Below are 16,131 nucleotides of genomic sequence, written 5' to 3'. Positions count from 1 at the left end.
TTAGAACGACGTACCGATCTGGAACTGGAACTTCTGATACTGATCGCCCGAGTGCTTGACGATCGGGAAGCCGATGTCGAGCTTGAGCGGCCCGATCGGCGAGATCCATTCCAGACCCGCGCCATAGCTGTAACGCAGGCCGTTCGCGCCGGTGCTGTTGCCTTCCGTGCCCCAGACGTTACCGCCGTCGAGGAACGTGAAGACGCGCAGCGTGCGGTCGTAGCCGGTGCCGGGCAGCGGGAACGTGAGTTCGATATTGCCGACCACCATCTTCGAGCCGCCGATCGGATCGCCCGTGCTGGAGTCGCGCGGACCGAGCGAACCCGACTCGTAGCCGCGCACCGAACCGATACCGCCCGCGTAGTAGTTCTTGAAGATCGGGTACGCGCCGCCAATGCCGTTGCCGTAGCCGCCCTGGAAATTCAGGCCCAGCACGAAACCGCGCGCGAACGAGTAGTAATACTGCATCTGCGCGTCGGCCTTGTAGTACTGCAGGCCGGCAGGCGTGCCGTATTCGGCGTTGGCCTGCGCGAAGTAACCGCGGCTCGGCACCAGCGCGCTGTCACGATTGTCGCGCGACCAGCCCACTGTCAACGGCACGATATTCGACACGCGGCCGAAATCGGCGACGTAATCCTTATACGTCTGCGGCGTGGTCGAGTCGATATCCAGACGATCCTGTTCGATGCCGAGACCGAAATACACCATATCGGTTTCGGAAAACGGAATGCCGAATTTCATGTCCGCGCCATACGAAACGATACGGAAACTCGTGTCGTTGGTGCTCGAATAATAAAGCGGCTCGGTCGTGCGGTAATAGACGTCGGTAATGCGCTTGATGCCGTCGACCGTGAAATACGGATCGATCTGCGTGACCGACAGCGTGCGGTACGTGCTCGCCGTATTCACGTTCAGCGACAGCGTATTGCCCGAACCGAACACGTTGTCCTGCGAAATGCCCGCCGAAATGATCGGGCCTTCGCCCGAGCCGTAACCCACGCCCAGCGAGAGCGTGCCGGTCGGCTTCTCGGTCACGTTCACGTCCACGTCGACCTGATCCTGCGTGCCTTCCACGGGCACGGTCGTCACATCGACGTTGGTGAAATAGCCCAGACGATTCACGCGGTCCTTCGACAGCGCAAGGCGGTTCGAATCGAACCACGCGCTTTCGAGCTGGCGCATTTCGCGGCGAATCACTTCGTCGCGCGTGCGCGTGTTGCCGGTGATGTTCACGTGCCGCACGTAGACGCGGCGGCTCGGATCGACTTGCAGCGTCAGCGCCACGGTGTGATGCTGCTGGTCGATCTGCGGTTCGGCGTTGACGGTCGCGAACGCGTAGCCGTATTCGCCGAGATGATCGACGAGCGCCTTGGTCGTGTCCTTGAGTTTCTGCGCCGAGAAACGCTGGCCTTTTTTCACGCCGATCAGTTTCGTGAGTTCGGCTTCGCGATTGAGCAGATTGCCCGCGAGCTTCACGCTCGAAATCGTGTACGGCTCGCCTTCATGTATCGAGATCGTCAGATACATGTCCTTTTTGTCGGGCGACAGCGAGACCTGCGTGGAGTCGATATTGAACTCCAGATAGCCGCGATCCAGATAATACGAGCGCACGTTTTCCAGATCGCCCGTGAGCTTGTCCTTCGAATACAGATCGTTCTTCGTGTACCACGAGAACCAGTTCGGCGTCGAAAGCTGCATCTCGTCGCGCAGCGTGCTTTCGGTGAACACGTTATTGCCGATGAAGTTCACCTGGCGGATCTTCGCGCTCGGTCCTTCGATCACCGAGAACAGCAAGGCCACGCGATTACGGTCGATCGGCGTGACCGTGGTCGTCACCTCGGCGGCGTAATAGCCGCGCGTGAGGTACTGGCGCTTGAGTTCCTGCTCGGCGCGGTCGACGAGCGCCTTGTCGTAGCTGCGGCCCGGCGAGAGACCCACGGCGCCGAGCGCCTTGTTCAGATTGTCCTTGTCGAACTCGTGAATGCCCGCGAAGTCGATCGTGCCGATCGCCGCGCGTTCCTGCACCTGCACGACGACCGTGCGGCCCTCGGTGGCAATGCGCACGTCGCTGAAGAAGCCCGTTGCGTAGAGCGCGCGGATCGCGTCGGAGGCCTTGTCGTCGGAGAAGGTGTCGCCCTGCTTGATCGGCAGATAGGCGAACACGGTGCCCGGTTCGATGCGCTGCAGGCCGTCGATGCGAATGTCCTGGACCACGAAGGGTTCCGTGGCGTGCGCGGTGGCGGCCATGCTCAGGCCAAGGCCAGCGAAGGTCAGCGCGCGGGTGTAGCGCGTGGTAGATGAAACCGTCATGCGGGAGGTCGAGAGTAAGGCCAACGGGAACGCCGCGTTTGCGCGCGCGGCGAGAAGGACGGCAGCGGCGGGAGCCGCGGCCACGTGACGAAGCGGCCGGCGCACGGCCGCCCTGCGCTATTGCACGCGCATCGAAGCGGGCCGCAGCGGCTTGGCGAGTCCGGTCGCGAGCGAGAGCACTTCGGTCATGTGCGCGGCTTGCGACGGATGCAGGCGGAACGACAGTTCCGCGCCGCCCGGCAAGCGGAAGCTCACCACCAGATGCTGCACGGCGCCCGACTCGCGGCCGATCTCCCACGCCTCGCAGGGCATGGTGAATTTGACGCTCGCACTCTTGTGACGAATGCGCTCCGAACGGCCAATCGCGTTCGAGAGTGCGGCCAGCAATTCGTGCATGACCGAACAGTGCACGGCGACGCTGTCTGGCTGATTACTATTCACCATCAGATACTGGCCGTCCGCGGTCAGCTCGAAACCGCGCAGCGAGTCGATGGCAAGTGACGTGGACGTGGACATAGACGGCGCCTCCGTGACAAAAACCATCGGCGGAGTGTAGTGAGATGGCGCCGCGAAGCCATTACCCCTAGCGTTACGCGTATTACTTTCATCAATATTGCCGCGTAAGAGATCGGCGTTTTGCGGTCCGTTAATGCGCGCGGCATTGCACGCCACGCCTGCGATTCACGCCTTGAATCGCGGTCCTTTCAAATTACGTCACGCGAAATGGGGAATGAGGGGCGAAAAATACGTCGTAACGAAAACGATTACCGCGACTGTCGATAAGCCGACAAAAACCTGAACAGGAGATCAATGGGGCGCGCGGAAATGCGCGGAGAGATTTGCACCGCGAGCGGGTGTCGTGGAAAACGCAGGCAATTACGGCCATCGGGAATTGGCCCGAAGCCTAGCCGCTGGTGTGGTCGAAGTTTGGCCCAGGCGTGCCCCCAAATTCGGCGCCCAGGCGCTACCGGGTCGGTCCCTCGTCGTCCACGCTACAATGCGGCTGCCGTTATTCAGCCTCATCCAGCCAACCGACATGCAGAATTCTAACCGGGCCTACCTGCTCGGGCCGTTGCTCAAAGGCGTTTCCCGCTCGTTCTACCTCACGCTGCGCGTGCTGCCCGTGGGCATGCGCGACCCCGTGGGCGAGGCGTATCTGCTCGCGCGCGCCGCCGACACCATCGCCGATACCTCGCTGATCCCGCCCGCCCAGCGTCTCGCGCTGCTGCTGGCGTTCCGCGAGCGCGTGAATGGAACGTCCGCCGGCGCGGCCGACGGCGACGCGCTCAAGCGCATCGCCAGCGAAGTCGCCGGCCAGCAGACGCAATCGGACGAAAAACGGCTGCTCGAATCGCTCGACGGCGCGCTCGACGTGCTCGGCCAGCTCGACGAGGCCGACCGCGTCGCCGTGCGCGAGATCGTCACGACGCTCACGGAAGGCATGGAATTCGATCTGCGCACCTTCCCCGACGAGCGCTCGGGCCAGGTGGCCGCGCTCGGCACGTGGGACGAGCTCGACCGCTACACGTATCTGGTGGCGGGCTGCGTCGGCGAGTTCTGGACGAAGATGACGTACCTGCATATTCCCGGCGCGCTCGATCCGGCGCTGCGCGACACCATGTACCAGCGCGGCGTGCGCTTCGGCAAGGCCTTGCAGATGGTGAACGTGCTGCGCGATTGCGGCAAGGATCTGCGCATCGGCCGCTGCTATCTGCCCGCCACGATGCTCGCGCAAGCGGCGCTCTCGCCCGCCGACCTGATGCAGCCGGGCACCTCGGCGCGCGCGCGTCCGCTGATGTTCGGCCTCGTGCGCATCGCGCTCGATCATTTCCGCGCGGCCATCGACTACACGTTCGCGCTGCCGCGTCTGTCGCTGCGTCTGCGCCTCGCGTGTTTGTGGCCGATCCTGATCGGCCTCGAAACGCTCGAACGTCTCGTCGATAACGAGGACTGGCTCGATCCCGCGCGTCCGTCCAAGCTCACGCGCAACGACGTCTATCGCATTCTCGCGTGCTCGACGCTCGCCGCGCCCTCGAACGCGCTGCTCGATGCGTGGTTCAAACGCCTGCTCAAACGCATCGAGTCGCGCATGAAGGCGATCGAGGCGATTTAAACCCCTTGAACCCTTTAACCCTTTAAATCGCCGTTAACGTAAAACGGCGCGTGCCGATCTGCGCACGCGCCGTATTCAAACCAGGCTGAAACGCTCAGCCCTTCTCGTGACTCTCGCGCCGATAGAGCTTGATGATCGCCGAGAAGTCGAGCTTGCCGTCGCCGTGGCTGCTCATCGCCTGATAAAGCTGCTGCGCGAGCGCGCCCATGTACGCGGGCTGACGCGCCTGCTTCGCGGCGTCGGTGGCAAGGCCCAGATCCTTGAGCATCAGATCGGTGCCGAAGCCGCCCGTATAGCCGCGCGACGACGGCGCCGTTTCGATCACGCCCGGGAACGGGTTATACGTGTCCGAACTCCAGCAGCGGCCCGTCGACGTATTCATGATGCCGCCCAGCACCTTCGCGTCGATGCCGAGCGCCTCGCCGAGCGCCATCGCTTCCGCCACGCCCGCCATCGTCACGCCGAGCACGAGGTTGTTGCAGAGCTTCGCGACCTGCCCCGTGCCGGTCTCGCCGCAATGGACGATGTTCTTGCCCATGCCCGAGAGCACCGGCTTCACGCTTTCATAGAGCGCCGCCGTGCCGCCCACCATGAAGGTGAGCGTGCCCGCCACCGCGCCGCCCGTGCCGCCCGAGACCGGCGCATCGACGAAGCGGTTGCCGTTCGCTTCGGCGAGCGCCGCGAACGCCTTCGCGCTGGCCGGATCGATGGTGCTCGAATCGATGATCGTCACGCCCTTCGCGACGCCCGCTAGCACGCCGTCTTCGGCGCTCAGCACGGTGCGCACGTGCGCGGCGGCGGGCAGCATGGTGATGACCCACTCCGCGCCCGTGGCGGCCGCTTTCGGCGACGCGGCCAGCGTCGCGCCCGCGTCGGCGAGCGTGCGCATCGCGTCGGCGCTCAGGTCGAACACGCTCAGCGTGTGGCCCGCCTTGATCAGATTGAGCGCCATCGGCGCGCCCATATGGCCCAGCCCGATGAAACCGATTTTCATGAGCCTCTCTCCATTTTTTATGTGCGGGTGAAATGAGCGCTCAGCGCAGGCTGATCGTGGTGTTCACGCCGTCGTTGACGGTCGCGTCGTCGAACCAGCGCGCCGTGACGGTCTTGGTCTGCGTGTAGAACTGCACGACCTGCTTGCCGTACGGACCGAGATCGCCGAGCTTCGAACCGCGCGAACCCGTGAAGCTGAAATACGGCACCGGCACCGGAATCGGAATATTGATGCCCACCTGGCCGATATCGATTTCGCTCTGGAATTTGCGCGCCGCCGCGCCGCTTTGCGTGAACAGGCCCACGCCGTTGCCGAACGGATTCGCATTGACGAGCGCGATGGCCTCGTCGAGCGTATTCACCGTGAGCACGACCAGCACCGGCCCGAAAATCTCGTGGGTGTAAATGTCCATATCGGTCTTCACGTTCGTGAAGATCGTCGGGCCGACGAAGTTGCCGTCCTCGTAGCCGGGCACCTTCACGTCGCGGCCGTCGAGTGCCAGCGTCGCGCCCTGCTTCACGCCCGATTCGATCAGGCCGAGAATGCGCTGCTTCGCGACACGCGAGACCACCGGACCCACATCGGTTTTCGGCTCGTGGCCCGCGTTGACCTTGAGCGTCTTCGCCTTCTCGACGAGTTCGGGCACCCACTGCTGCGCCGCGCCCACCAGCACGACCACAGAAGTGGCCATGCAGCGCTGACCCGCCGCGCCGAACGCCGCGCCCGCCAGCGCGTTGAGCGCCTGCTCGCGGTTCGCATCGGGCAGCACGACGGCGTGATTCTTCGCGCCCATCATCGACTGCACGCGCTTGCCATGTTCGCTGCCGAGGCGATAGACATGCGTGCCCACCGCCGTCGAGCCGACGAACGAAATCGCCTTCACGAGCGGATGCGAGCAGATCGCGTCGACCACTTCCTTGCCGCCGTGCACGACGTTGAGCACGCCCTTCGGAATGCCCGCTTCGAGCGCGAGTTCGACGAGCTGCATGGTCGAGAGCGGGTCCTGTTCGGACGGCTTGAGCACGAAGGTGTTGCCGCAGACGATCGCCATCGGGAACATCCACAGCGGAATCATGGCGGGGAAATTGAACGGCGTGATGCCCGCGCAGACACCGATCGGTTGTTGCAGCGTGTACGTATCCACGCCGCCCGCCACGTTCTCGGCGAAACCGCCCTGTTGCAGCGTGCCGATCGAACAGGCGTGCTCGACCACTTCGAGGCCGCGGAAGATATCGCCTTCGGCGTCGGGCAGCGTCTTGCCCTGCTCGGCCGTGAGCGTCTTCGCGATGCGCGACATGTTCTCGCGAATCAACGCCTGCAATTTGAGCATGATGCGCAAACGCACGCCGAGCGACGTGTTCTTCCACTCCGCGAACGCGGCGTGCGCGCTCTTGACCGCGGCATCGACTTCGGCGACGGTCGCGAACGGCACGCGCGCCAGCACTTCCTGCGTGGCCGGATTGACGATGTCGCGCCATTCCTGGCTTTTCGATTCGACGAATTCGCCGTCGATCAGCAGCTTGACGGTCGAGACCTGCGCGTTGGAATCCTGGGTGACTGCGTTCATGATGAACTCTCTGCGAAAGGGATGAACGGGTCCGGTCTCGACTGCGGTTGAAACCGGATTGGTAGGAATACGAACCATCTATCAATCGTAATGCGAGCGCATGGCCAGCGTGCACAGAAACGCGATCACGCCCAGCGCCACCATATACGCCACCACATAATGCGGATTGCCGCCGCCCCAGGCGAGCAGCGCGGTCGCGATCATCGGCGCGACGCCGCCGCCCAGCACGCCGGCCACCTGCACCGACACCGAGATGCCGCTATAGCGGATTTCCGCCGGAAACTGCGCGGCGAACAATTGCGATTCGGGCGCATAGAGAATCGGGAACACCACGCCGACGCCGAGCACCATCGCCCACCACACCGTGAGCGGATGAAGCGTTTCGAGCATCGCGAAGAACGGCGCGACGAACGCCGCCATGACGACGAGGCCCGCGAGAAACAGACGCTTCTGTCCGATACGGTCGCTGAGCCAGCCGCAGAACGGCATGGTCGCGAGCGAGAGCGCGGCGCCCGCCGTAATCGCGTGCAAGATCTGCGCCTTGGGAATCTTCAGCTGATTCGCGGCATAGGCGAGCGCGAACGCCACCACGAGATAAAACCACGTGTTCTCCGCCGTCCGCGCGCCGATGATGATGAGCAGGTCGCGCGGCTGGCGTCGCAGCACTTCGAGCACGGGTGCTTTCACGGGCGCGCGTTCCTTTTTCACGCGCTCGAAATCGGGCGATTCCGGCACGCGCACACGAATGACCCAGCCGAGCAGCACGAGCGCGATGCTCGCCAGAAACGGAATGCGCCAGCCCCACGAGAGCAGATCCGCTTCAGGCAGCGCGGTGACGGCCGCCATCGCGATCGACGAAAGAATCAGGCCGAAACCCACGCCCGTTTGCGGCAGCGAACCGAAGAAGCCCTTGCGGCCCGGCGGCGCGTGTTCGACAGCCATCAGCACCGCGCCGCCCCATTCCCCGCCCACGGCCATGCCCTGCAGAAAACGCATGGCGACGAGCAGCACGGCGGCCCAATAACCGATGCTCTGATACGAAGGAATCAGGCCGATCACCATGCTCGGAATGCCCATCAGCAGCAGCGTGGCGAGCAGCATCGACTTGCGGCCGACGCGGTCGCCGAAATGGCCGAACACGATGCCGCCCATCGGACGGCCGATAAAGCCCACGCCATAGGTCGCGAAGGCCGCGAGCGTGCCGAGGATCGGGTCGAGCGTCGGGAAGAAAACCTTGTTGAAAACGAGTGCGGCGGCGGTGCCGTAGAGGAAGAAGTCGTACCACTCGATGGTGGTGCCGGCCATGCTGGCCCAGCCGGCGATCAGATAGTCGCGCGTCCTGCGTTTTTGTTCTGGAACGGGAACGGCCACTGCCGCCCCGTCCGGGGTGGACTGCATGTGCATCGTTTGTCTCCATCCATATTGTGTGCGGCCGTCTTTTCAGCGACCTGCAAACGAGTATAGTTATTCGAATATCCACGGCATAGAGATGAAAAAGCCCATCCGATATGCAAAAAAACACAACGGGACAGATGGAGACATTGAATTGGGACGATTTGCGCTACTTCCTCGAAGTGGCGCGCACGCAGCGCGCGAGCGGCGCGGCGAAGCGCCTGGGTGTCGATCACACCACGGTGGCGCGGCGCGTGCGCGAGCTGGAAGCCGCGCTCGGCACGGTGCTGTTCGACAAGTCGCGCGCGGGCGGTTTCGTGCTGACCGCCGAGGGCCAGCGACTGCTCGCCTACGCGGACGCCGTGGAAACCACGGTGCAGTCGGCGAGCGAGCAATTCGCGCTGGGCGCGCAATCGCTGTCGGGACATGTGCGAGTGGGATCGACGGAGGGGTTCGGCTGCTTTTTTCTCGCGCCGCAACTCGCGCGTTTTACGGGCCAGCATCCCGACATGTCGATCGACCTGCTGCCGGTGCCGCATTTCGTGAGTCTTTCGAAACGCGAAGCCGATCTGGCGATCATGCTGGAGCGCCCGGAGCGCGGCCAATATGTTTATACGAAGCTCAGCGACTATCGGCTGAGATTGTATGGGACACCTGACTATCTCGCGCGACACGCGCCGATTCGCAGCGCCACCGATCTGCGCCATCACGCATTCATCAGCTATGTCGCCGATCTCGCCTTCAGCCACGAACTGCTCTATCTCGAACGCGCGGCGCCGAACGTCAAGGCGAATCTGTGCAGCACCAGCGTGATCGCGCAATATCACGCGGCCGTGCAAGGCAGCGCGCTGGCGATCCTGCCGTGCTTCATGGCCGAACCCGATCCGCGTCTGGTCTCGGTCCTGCCCGATGAAATCGTGGTGACGCGGCGTTTCTGGCTGTGCAGCCGCGAAGAGTTGCGCAAGCTGCGGCGCATCACGTCGCTATGGGATTATCTGCGCGCCGCCGCCGACGCGAATCAGCCTTTGCTGATGGGCGAATCGCCCGAGATGCACTACGTCGAGGCCTGAACGCGCGCACAAAAGAAAACCGCACATGCAATTCGGTTCGCGAATGGCATGTGCGGTTTCGAAGCGGAACCGGAGTGCATCCCGCGCCCCACGCGCGCGATGCATTCCCGTTCGGGTGCAGCGGATCAGGTCCCGACCGGACGGATCGTCAGCGCGTTCTTCACCGACGTCACGCCGGCCACGCCCTTGGCCACTTCCGTGGCGCGGTCGATCTGCGGTTGCTCCGGCACGGTGCCTTGCAGGACCACGGCGCCGTCGCGAGCACGCACGGTGATGTTGGCCACGCTGATGTCCTTGGACTTCGCGAGTGCCGAACGCACCTTGCGCGACAGCGCGCGGTTAGCGGCCTTGGCGGACTTGTATTGCGCCTTCGAGTCCTTCAGCTGAGCCTGGGCTGCGTCGGTCGGTGCAGCGGCGGGCGCGCTGGCGGCGTCCTGCGCATACACGTGGAGCGAAGCGGCGACGAGCATCGTGCCTGCCGCCAGTTTGAACGCCTGAATAGCCTTCATGCAGTTTTCTCCTGTTGTCACAGTTTTTTGATAGCCCTCTAGGGGCCGTGCACTACGCTTTCACTTCGAATCAGACGCTGTCATTGCGGCAGATGTGACTGCGGCAATCGCATCGGGAACTAACGATACTCCAATTATTTCAACCTTGATGCGAAACCGTCGTGGCACGGGCCTTCTGTGGCTAATCTGTGACTTCATTTCCACAGACGAATCGGCATGCCCCTGCAGTCCGCCACCACACGCCGTCCCGGATGCCAGGACAAAGCGCGTTTATGGTGATGCCATTCAATCGCATTCACGCGTTTTCATTGCCGGACAATGCCGCGTGCGCAATGTGCGCCTAAAGAGTGCATGCACAATGAATATTGCGGATGCATCTTTCTTTTCACCCTTTACTGCACGCTATTGCCGGCTATTCGATGCTGCATTGGCGCGCTATTCACCCACCATTGACTCGCTATTGGCTCACCATTGGCGCGGTATTCGCGCGTCATTGCCCGCCTTTATCGCAAACAACGTATGTCATTCACCGCCCGTTGACGCGCATCGACACAGGTTTTACCCGCATTGATTTTTATCCGCACGGAATGGCGCCCTAAAACATGCGCATTCAGCGCGCGAGCTGCGACTTGACCCAGCGATAGAACTGCTGGATCGCGGCTTCGCGCGGATGGCCCTCGCGCCAGGTGAAGTAATAGTCGAGCGAGGCGGGAATGCGCACCTGCCCGAGTTGCACCAGTTCGCCGCGTTCGATGAAATCGCGCGCGAGTTGCAGCCGCGCGGTGGCCGCGCCCTGCCCGGCCACCGTCGCCTGAAGCAGCAGGCCGGCGTCGTCGAAGATGGGGCCGCGCTCGGGCTCCGCGCCCGCCACCCCAGCGGCTTCGAAGAAGTCGCGCCACGAGCGCCGCGAGAAGCGCAGCAGCGGCATGTGCGGCAGGTCGGCGATGCGGAAATCGGGGTAGCGCGCGAGCAGCGCGGGGCTGCACACGGCCACGACCTGGTCGTCGAGCAGCTTGCGGATCTGGAAACCGGGTTCGTCGACCCGGCGATGCCAGATGCCGATATCGAACGGATAGGGATCGGGCGGCGTGACGTCGGCATGCATGCGCATCGACAGATCGACGTCGGGATAGCGGTCGTAAAAGTCGCCGAGACGCGGGATCAGCCACACCGACGCGAAATCGGACATCACGCTCAGTTCGAGACGCGTGACGCCGCTCACGCCGGGACGCGTGGCGTCGAGCGCGTCGCGCAGGTCGTCGAGACTGCGGCGCACGCGCTCGGCGAGCTGCGCGCCCGCCGCGGTCGGGATCATCTGGCCGCCGGCGCGCCGGAACAGCTCGACGCCCAGTTCCGCTTCGAGCCCGCGCAGATGGTGGCTCACGGCGCTGTGCGTCAAATGCAATTCTTCCGCGGCGCGGCTGAAACTGCGCCGCCGCGCCGCCGCTTCTAGCGCGCGCAGGGCCTGCAAAGGAGGGAGCGTTCGGGACATGACGTCAAATTTTACTCACAATCGCGGCTGAAATCTCTCGCTGGCCTCGCGCCCGGCTTTTCGCCAATAATCAGGGCCCAGCCATTCAACGCGTACGCTTTGTCCACGCGCCCGTCCGCCTCATGACCGCTCTCAGATTGCGCGTTTTCGTTGTTTTCGCGCTCGGCTATTTCGTTTCCTATCTGTTTCGCGGCGTCAATCTGGGCTTCGCACCGTTCCTGACGCACGAAATGGGCTTCACCGCGACCGATCTCGGCACGCTCACGAGCCTCTACTTCCTCGGCTTCGCGGGCGCGCAGATTCCCGCCGGCGTGCTGCTCGACCACTTCGGCCCGCGCCGCGTGACGGCCTGCGTCATGCTCGTCGCCGCGACGGGCGCGCTCGTCTTCGGCCTCGCGCACAGCATGGGCGCGATGATGGCCGGACGCCTGCTGGTGGGCGTGGGCGTGTCCGTGTGCCTCGGCGGCGCGTTCAAGGCGACCGCGCAGCACTTCCCCGTGGCGCAGCTCACGCTCGTCAACGGCCTCGTGATGGCGGTCGGCGGACTCGGCGGCGTCGCGGTGGGCGCGCCGCTCTCCTGGCTGCTCTCGTTCGCGCCGTGGCGCGCGGTGAGCGTCGGGCTCGCCGTGTTCACGGCCGCGATCGCGGCCATCATCTGGATCGGCGGCCCGCGCACGCGCGACACCCATCATCAGGCGAGCGTGCTCGAACAGTTCAAGGGCACCGCGCACATCCTGCGCAGCCACGCGTTCTGGAAGACGGCGTCGTTTTCGGCGCTCACGCAGACGGTGTTCTACGCGATGCAGTCGCTCTGGGTCGGCGCGTTCCTGCGCGACGTCGTGCCTGCCGGGACCGCCGACGTGACGAGCCGCGCGGCCTCGCTGATCTCGGTGCTGGGCGCGGCGTTCATCGTCGGCAATATCGGTTTTGGCGCGCTCGCGCGCAGCTTCGAACGGCGCGGCGTGAGCGTCGCGCACTTCTCCGGCGCGACGATGGTGCTGTTCGTGATCGTGCAGGCGCTGCTCGCGGCGCGCGTGCCGCTGCCCGCGCCCGTGCTCTGGGCGGCGTATGGCGCGCTCGGCGGCACCGGCATCCTCACTTACGCGGTCCTCGCCGAATACTTCCCTGCGCGGATGATCGGGCGAGTGAATACCACGTTCACGCTCGTGATTTTCGTCGGGATCTTCGTGGCGCAGATCGCGATCGGCGCCGCGCTCGGACACTGGACCGCCGTCGACGGCCACTATCCGGTCGCCGCCCATCAGGCCGTCTGGAGCGCGCTGATCGTCATTCAGGCGCTGGCCGCCGTCTGGTATTTCATGCCGGGCCGCCGCGCCAACGCCACGCGCGCCGCGCTGGAATCCTGACCGCGCTGTCGACGCTGGCAGCCGATATCGGCCTATCTCCACCGCTACCCGCGCCGCTCGAATCGTCGTCGAGCGGTGCCGGGCGCAGGCGGACACGGATCGGCGCGCGTGCGTGCGCGCGCGCGTCGGCAACCCGCATCCGCCAGCCATCCCGCCGCCGTGGCAGGCGAAACTGCCAGGCAATGCTGATCAATCCACACGATCACGCCCGCCCGCGCGGACGCCTCCTCGCGTTCCTTTCGGAAACCCACATCCGCGTAAGCGGCCGCGTCGCGTACAATGCTGCCCCGCCAGCATCGGACGGCCAGTTGGACGGTCAGCCGGACCACCGCCGCGCCGGCGCTCGCCGACCGGCTAGCCGGTCGTTTGACAACAAGGCCCACCAGGCCCCGACCCACCAGACCGATCGATGCTCGCGGCGGCACGCAGGCGCCCCCGGCGTGAGAAAATGCGTGTCGAATACCCGGCGACAATCCGAAGCCTGAGCGCCCCGCGCGTGGCGGCGGCAGGCGGCGGCCGGCTCAGCCGGTTGCCGATCGGAAAGCGGGAAAACAGGCAAAACGCACGGTCGGACGGCAGGTTTCCGATCCGAAACGCGAAGCCTCGGCGTAAACTCCCGCTGTTGCCATTCGATTGTGTCGATTCATGATAAAGAGAGAAACTCCCATGCCAGACAACACTCACTCGCACGAACACTCCGAATCGTGCGGCTGCGATCTGCTGCACCTGCTCGACGGCGTGGACGAGTTCAGTCACAACGTGTTCCCGGGCAACAAGGAGCTGTTCCGCAGCCTCGCGCACAGCCAGGCGCCGCACACGCTGTTCATCACCTGCGCCGACTCGCGCGTCTCGCCTGAGATGATCACGCAGGTGCGCCCCGGCGAGCTGTTCGTCTGCCGCAACATCGGCAACATCGTGCCGGCCTACGGCGAAATGCTCGGCGGCGTGTCCGCCGTGGTCGAATTCGCGGTGCTCGCGCTGAACGTGCGCCAGATCGTGCTGTGCGGCCACACCGATTGCGGCGCGATGAAGGGCCTCGCCCTGGGCGCCGAAGCCACCGCCGGCATGCCGACGGTGCAGGCCTGGCTGCGTAACGCGGAAGCGGCGCGCAGCGTCGTGCAGACGCGCGGTCTCGACGAAAACCAGATCGTGCAGGCGCTGGTCGAGGAAAACGTGCGGCTGCAACTCACCCATCTGCGCACGCACCCGGCGGTCGCGGCCCGCGTGGCGCAAGGCCAGCTCGAGCTGCAAGGCTGGGTCTACGACATCGGCCACGGCACGATTTCGGTGTTCGACGACACGCACGGCCGCTTCGAATCGCTCGGCGAGGCGCGTGCGCGCCTGCGCAAAGACACCACGGGCTAAGCTCGCCCGCCCCAGCGCCGGCCTCAGCCCGGCGCTTGCCTGGCACCCGCTTCGCACCCGCCAGGTATTTGCCAGGCGTTCCCCGCCAGAATCCCCGCTCTTTCTGCCATGCCGGACCGCGCCTCAAGGCGCCGTCCGGCGTCGGCGCTCGATTACATCAACCGTTGCAACAACGTTTTGACTAAGGTGTAACACCTAGGGGTTTACCCCAGGTCAAGACATGGCTATACTCTGCCCCGTACCAGATGCGGCGCCCAGCCGCACGAGAAAAATAATTCCGGAGGTTGCCAGCTTATGCAGTTCGCTTCCTTGCCGTACCCGTCTGACACCGGTTCCACCCGCAGTTACGTCGTCTCTTACGTCGTTCAATTCGCAGTCGATTTCGTCGCCGCACAAGGGCGACCGCGCGCGCCACGCTAATACCGGCACGCGCATCGCGCCGCCGCGTCCACAAGATGCGGCGGCGTTCCCAGGCCCACTCCACGTCAAGCGCCGTTCGACCGCCGAGGCTTTCGCCCCGGCCGACGGCCCGCGCGCGTTCGCGCACTGGCGGCCGGTAATGGGCTCACGCACCCACACGGGCCGAGCGCCCGGTTACCGAAGGAGCAATGCCATGGAGTCCAGCCTCACGCCGCCCGCCAAGATCGAAGTCAAACTGCTTCTGCATCCGCAGGACCACGACCGCGCGCTCGCCATCGCCCGATCGGCCAACATCGCCGAACGCGACTTCTTCGCGCTGGCGATCCACCTTGGCGCGGCCGAAATCCTGCGCGCGTCCGTCACGAACTGAACTTGTCAGGCAAGTGCCGCGCGGCGCTGGTCCGCGACGGCCGCCCTTGCCCACGACCGGCGCGGCGGATTCACCACTCGACCGGCGCCGGATTGCGCTCCGCGAACCCTTCCTGATGCCAGTACGGATAGACCGGCCGCACCTTGCTCGCGGCGTCGAGCTTCGCGACCTGTTCGGCCGTGAGGTTCCAGCCCACCGCGCCGAGGTTCTGACGCAACTGCGCCTCGTCGCGCGCGCCGATCAGCACGGTCGCCACGGTCGGACGCTGCAATAGCCAGTTCAGCGCGATCTGCGGCACGGTCTTGCCGGTTTCCTGCGCGATTCCGTCGATGGCGTCGAGCACGCGGAACAGGGTTTCGTCGGGCACCGGCGGCCCCTGATCGGCGGTCTTGTGCAGACGGCTCGTCTGCGGCAGCGGCTGTCCGCGACGGATCTTGCCGGTCAGACGGCCCCAGCCGAGCGGGCTCCACACGACCGCGCCCACGCCCTGATCGAGCCCAAGCGGCATCAGTTCCCATTCGTAGTCGCGGCCGATCAGCGAGTAGTAGGTCTGATTGGCGACGTAGCGCGGATAGCCGTAGCGGTCGGCGACCGCGAGCGACTTCATCAGGTGCCAGCCCGAAAAATTCGACACGCCCGTGTAGAGGATCTTGCCCGCGCGCACCAGATCGTCGAGCGTCGAGAGCACTTCTTCGGCAGGGGTTTTCGCGTCGAAACCGTGCAGCTGGAACAGGTCGATGTAGTCGGTTTGCAGACGCTTGAGCGCGGCGTCCACAGCACGCCGCAGATGAATGCGCGAGGAACCGACGCTATTGGCGCCGTCGTCGAAACGGAAGGTCGCCTTGGTCGAGATGATGACCTTGTCGCGCCGCCCCTTGAGCGCCTCGCCGAGCACCGATTCCGATGAGCCGTTCGAATAGATGTCGGCGCTATCGAACATGTTCACGCCCGCTTCGAGACAGATGTCGATGAGGCGGCGCGCTTCGGCCACGTCGGTCGCGCCCCACGCCTCGAAGAATTCGCCCTTGCCGCCGAACGTGCCCGTGCCGAAACTCAGCACCGGCACCTTGAAACCTGATGCGCCCAGAAAACGGGTTTCCATTTCCGATCCTCCGCGAGTCGAGTGTTTGACGAAACAACCGGTCAACGAGTGTACGCGCGT

At 64.6% G+C, this 16,131-nt stretch carries 14 protein-coding genes; 6 read left to right on the top strand and 8 right to left on the bottom strand.

What is annotated here, in order from left to right:
• The gene (gene bamA / locus U4Y88_RS32770; protein WP_224015210.1) at positions 1-2,247 is read right to left on the bottom strand and encodes an outer membrane protein assembly factor BamA; all 2,247 of its coding nucleotides are present in this window, start codon (positions 2,245-2,247) and stop codon (positions 1-3) included.
• A gap of 180 nt (positions 2,248-2,427) precedes the next feature.
• Positions 2,428-2,826, bottom strand: a complete 399-nt coding sequence (locus U4Y88_RS32765; RefSeq protein ID WP_065065970.1) for a hypothetical protein — start codon at positions 2,824-2,826, stop codon at positions 2,428-2,430.
• Between the two features lie 520 nt (positions 2,827-3,346).
• On the opposite strand from U4Y88_RS32765, the gene U4Y88_RS32760 reads away from it, so the two are divergent.
• Positions 3,347-4,423 (top strand): phytoene/squalene synthase family protein, encoded by a 1,077-nt coding sequence (locus U4Y88_RS32760; RefSeq protein ID WP_321789005.1) that lies wholly within the window; start codon positions 3,347-3,349, stop codon positions 4,421-4,423.
• Between the two features lie 94 nt (positions 4,424-4,517).
• On the opposite strand, the gene mmsB is transcribed toward U4Y88_RS32760, so the two are convergent.
• The 3 genes from mmsB to U4Y88_RS32745 form a co-directional block, all read right to left on the bottom strand.
• A complete protein-coding gene (gene mmsB, locus U4Y88_RS32755) occupies positions 4,518-5,417 on the bottom strand; it encodes a 3-hydroxyisobutyrate dehydrogenase (RefSeq protein ID WP_321789003.1) in 900 nt (299 codons plus the stop codon).
• Positions 5,418-5,457: 40 nt separating this feature from the next.
• A complete protein-coding gene (locus U4Y88_RS32750; RefSeq protein WP_321789001.1) occupies positions 5,458-6,984 on the bottom strand; it encodes a CoA-acylating methylmalonate-semialdehyde dehydrogenase in 1,527 nt (508 codons plus the stop codon).
• An 81-nt stretch (positions 6,985-7,065) separates the two neighbouring features.
• Entirely contained in the window at positions 7,066-8,388 is a 1,323-nt protein-coding gene (locus tag U4Y88_RS32745; protein ID WP_321788999.1) for an MFS transporter, read from the bottom strand.
• Between the two features lie 104 nt (positions 8,389-8,492).
• Between U4Y88_RS32745 and U4Y88_RS32740 the strand changes: the two genes are divergently transcribed.
• Positions 8,493-9,446 (top strand): LysR family transcriptional regulator, encoded by a 954-nt coding sequence (locus U4Y88_RS32740; protein WP_224014838.1) that lies wholly within the window; start codon positions 8,493-8,495, stop codon positions 9,444-9,446.
• A gap of 125 nt (positions 9,447-9,571) precedes the next feature.
• Here the strand turns inward: U4Y88_RS32740 and U4Y88_RS32735 are convergent, their stop codons facing one another.
• Entirely contained in the window at positions 9,572-9,955 is a 384-nt protein-coding gene (locus U4Y88_RS32735) for a BON domain-containing protein (RefSeq protein ID WP_224014840.1), read from the bottom strand.
• Between the two features lie 371 nt (positions 9,956-10,326).
• On the opposite strand from U4Y88_RS32735, the gene U4Y88_RS32730 reads away from it, so the two are divergent.
• Positions 10,327-10,554, top strand: coding sequence for a hypothetical protein (locus tag U4Y88_RS32730; protein WP_224014842.1), 228 nt, complete (start codon positions 10,327-10,329; stop codon positions 10,552-10,554).
• Between the two features lie 11 nt (positions 10,555-10,565).
• Here the strand turns inward: U4Y88_RS32730 and U4Y88_RS32725 are convergent, their stop codons facing one another.
• Positions 10,566-11,447 carry a LysR substrate-binding domain-containing protein gene (locus U4Y88_RS32725; protein ID WP_224014844.1) on the bottom strand — a complete coding sequence of 294 codons (882 nt, stop codon included), beginning with the start codon at positions 11,445-11,447 and terminating at the stop codon, positions 10,566-10,568.
• A 122-nt stretch (positions 11,448-11,569) separates the two neighbouring features.
• Between U4Y88_RS32725 and U4Y88_RS32720 the strand changes: the two genes are divergently transcribed.
• The 3 genes from U4Y88_RS32720 (at position 11,570) to U4Y88_RS32710 (ending at position 14,969) form a co-directional block, all read left to right on the top strand.
• The gene (locus U4Y88_RS32720; RefSeq protein WP_321788997.1) at positions 11,570-12,814 is read left to right on the top strand and encodes an MFS transporter; all 1,245 of its coding nucleotides are present in this window, start codon (positions 11,570-11,572) and stop codon (positions 12,812-12,814) included.
• 666 nt (positions 12,815-13,480) lie between these two features.
• Positions 13,481-14,179, top strand: a complete 699-nt coding sequence (locus U4Y88_RS32715; RefSeq protein ID WP_224014848.1) for a carbonic anhydrase — start codon at positions 13,481-13,483, stop codon at positions 14,177-14,179.
• A 613-nt stretch (positions 14,180-14,792) separates the two neighbouring features.
• Positions 14,793-14,969 (top strand): hypothetical protein, encoded by a 177-nt coding sequence (locus U4Y88_RS32710; protein ID WP_224014850.1) that lies wholly within the window; start codon positions 14,793-14,795, stop codon positions 14,967-14,969.
• A gap of 70 nt (positions 14,970-15,039) precedes the next feature.
• Here the strand turns inward: U4Y88_RS32710 and U4Y88_RS32705 are convergent, their stop codons facing one another.
• The gene (locus tag U4Y88_RS32705; protein WP_321788995.1) at positions 15,040-16,071 is read right to left on the bottom strand and encodes an aldo/keto reductase; all 1,032 of its coding nucleotides are present in this window, start codon (positions 16,069-16,071) and stop codon (positions 15,040-15,042) included.
• Positions 16,072-16,131: the final 60 nt, after the last annotated feature.

Origin of the sequence: Paraburkholderia sp. J94 (assembly GCF_905220285.1) — a bacterium.
GTDB lineage: Bacteria > Pseudomonadota > Gammaproteobacteria > Burkholderiales > Burkholderiaceae > Paraburkholderia > Paraburkholderia tropica_A.
This window is presented reverse-complemented; position numbering and strand designations above follow the sequence as displayed.